Below are 1,777 nucleotides of genomic sequence, written 5' to 3'. Positions count from 1 at the left end.
AAAAGAAGAGGGTTTGGTAGGGCTAGAACGCCTTGCCCCAACGGCTATTTTTGTGGCTCTTCATGGTCGTGGTGGCGAAGATGGTACGCTGCAGGGAGCGCTAGAGCTTTTAGGGCTGCCCTACACTGGCAGTGGGGTGTTGGCGTCAGCGTTAGCAATGGATAAGCAGCGTACGAAGCAAGTCTGGCAAGCCGTAGGGCTACCCACCCCTCAAAGCATCATGCTCAGCGAGACATCTGATTGGTCTATGGTGGTGTCGCAATTAGGTTTACCAATGATGGTAAAGCCTGTTCACGAAGGTTCCACGCTGGGGATTAGTATCGTTAAAAGCCAGGAGGCACTAGAAGCGGCCTATCACGAGGCGGCGAACTATGACGCCCGTGTCATGGCTGAGCGGTTCATTGTAGGTGAAGAGTATACCGTTGCTCTGCTTGATAATGACGTGTTGCCGGCAATTCGTGTCGAAGTCCCAGGCGGTTTTTATGATTACGAAGCCAAATACATTGCTAACACTACTCAGTATCACCTGCCCAGTGGCTTAGCATCTAGTGACGAGCAGGCCTTGGCAGAACTATGCAAGAAAGCGTTTGATGCTGTAGGTGGCGAAGGCTGGGGGCGTGTAGATGTGATGCGCGATGCGATAGGCAAGTTTTGGCTGATTGAAGTTAATACTGTGCCAGGAATGACGGATCATAGTTTAGTGCCTCAAGCGGCGGCGCATGCGGGCATAGAGTTTGATCAGTTGGTGTTGCGTATACTGAATACTGCGGTTCAACGCAGCTGCTCATGAAGAAGCGTAATGCGTGGTTAGGCCTCATATTGCTGGCACTGTTACTAGGTGCTGGTGGGCGTGCCTTATGGCTATGGTTAGATAAGCCTATTGAGCGTGTGTCTATTCGTGGCGAGTGGGAATATGTGAGTGCTGATTACCTCCGTACTCAGCTAGCGCCACTCGTTCAAGAGGCAACTTGGCTCTCGGCAGATTTAGGTGAGCTACGTAGGCGTGCATTGAAAATTGGCTGGCTGGATGAAGTTAGAATTTCCAGAGAGTGGCCAAATGCACTTGTATTTGAGCTGGTAGAGCAAACGCCAGTGGCCCGCTGGAACGATGATTTTCTACTTAACCCCAAAGGTGAGTCGTTTGCGTTTGCGCCACTAGGTGTGCCTCAAGGGCTCCCTGATTTGGCTGGGCCGACGGGAAGTGGCGAAGAAGTGCTTACTTATTATCGCCGCTTAACGCCTCATTTCCAGGGATTATCGTTGTCACTTTCTCAATTACGCCTAGAGCCTCGTGGTGCATGGCGGCTCCAGTTAAGTAATGGTGCCTGGGTAATGTTAGGAAGACGTCAGCATGAAATCCGATTAGCTCGTTTGTCGGCATCGTGGCAGCGTGAGCTTGCTCAGGTTGGTGAGCATATTCGCTATATTGACTTGCGTTACCCCAATGGTGTTGCAGTTGCCTGGCACGGAGAAAGTGACTTTGCAGAAGAGGATGAGTAATAAGCGACTTACAATGTGCAAAAAGTAGGTAAATGTAAGTGGTTGCCAACAGCGAAAAGCCATGAATAGGGTTTAAATCGCACACAAAGGCGATTATCGTAGGCGTGCGCTAGTCGTATTGTCAGTATTGTTTCTATACTATGTTATAGCTGATGCTTTTTTATGGGCTTTTTTATTTAATCATGATCAGCATTTGGCTTGATATTACGGTAGGCGTCAATGTTATTCAGCGTGATTTTGTATCGCCGTTTTAACAATGTTGGCGCAGTTACGACTA

General features: G+C 49.2%; 2 protein-coding genes. Both read left to right on the top strand.

Annotated elements, in window-relative coordinates:
* Positions 1 to 790: D-alanine--D-alanine ligase (locus INT22_RS10245; protein ID WP_226912587.1), on the top strand; the 790-nt coding region annotated here is incomplete at its 5' end.
* The gene (locus INT22_RS10240; RefSeq protein WP_089037729.1) at positions 787 to 1,500 is read left to right on the top strand and encodes a cell division protein FtsQ/DivIB; all 714 of its coding nucleotides are present in this window, start codon (positions 787 to 789) and stop codon (positions 1,498 to 1,500) included. The genes INT22_RS10245 and INT22_RS10240, both read left to right, overlap by 4 nt.
* Positions 1,501 to 1,777 lie beyond the last annotated feature (277 nt).

It is taken from the genome of Halomonas sp. 3D7M, assembly GCF_014897885.1.
Classification (GTDB): domain Bacteria; phylum Pseudomonadota; class Gammaproteobacteria; order Pseudomonadales; family Halomonadaceae; genus Vreelandella.
Note: the sequence above shows the minus strand (reverse complement) of the source record. Positions and strands in the feature narration are given on the sequence as shown.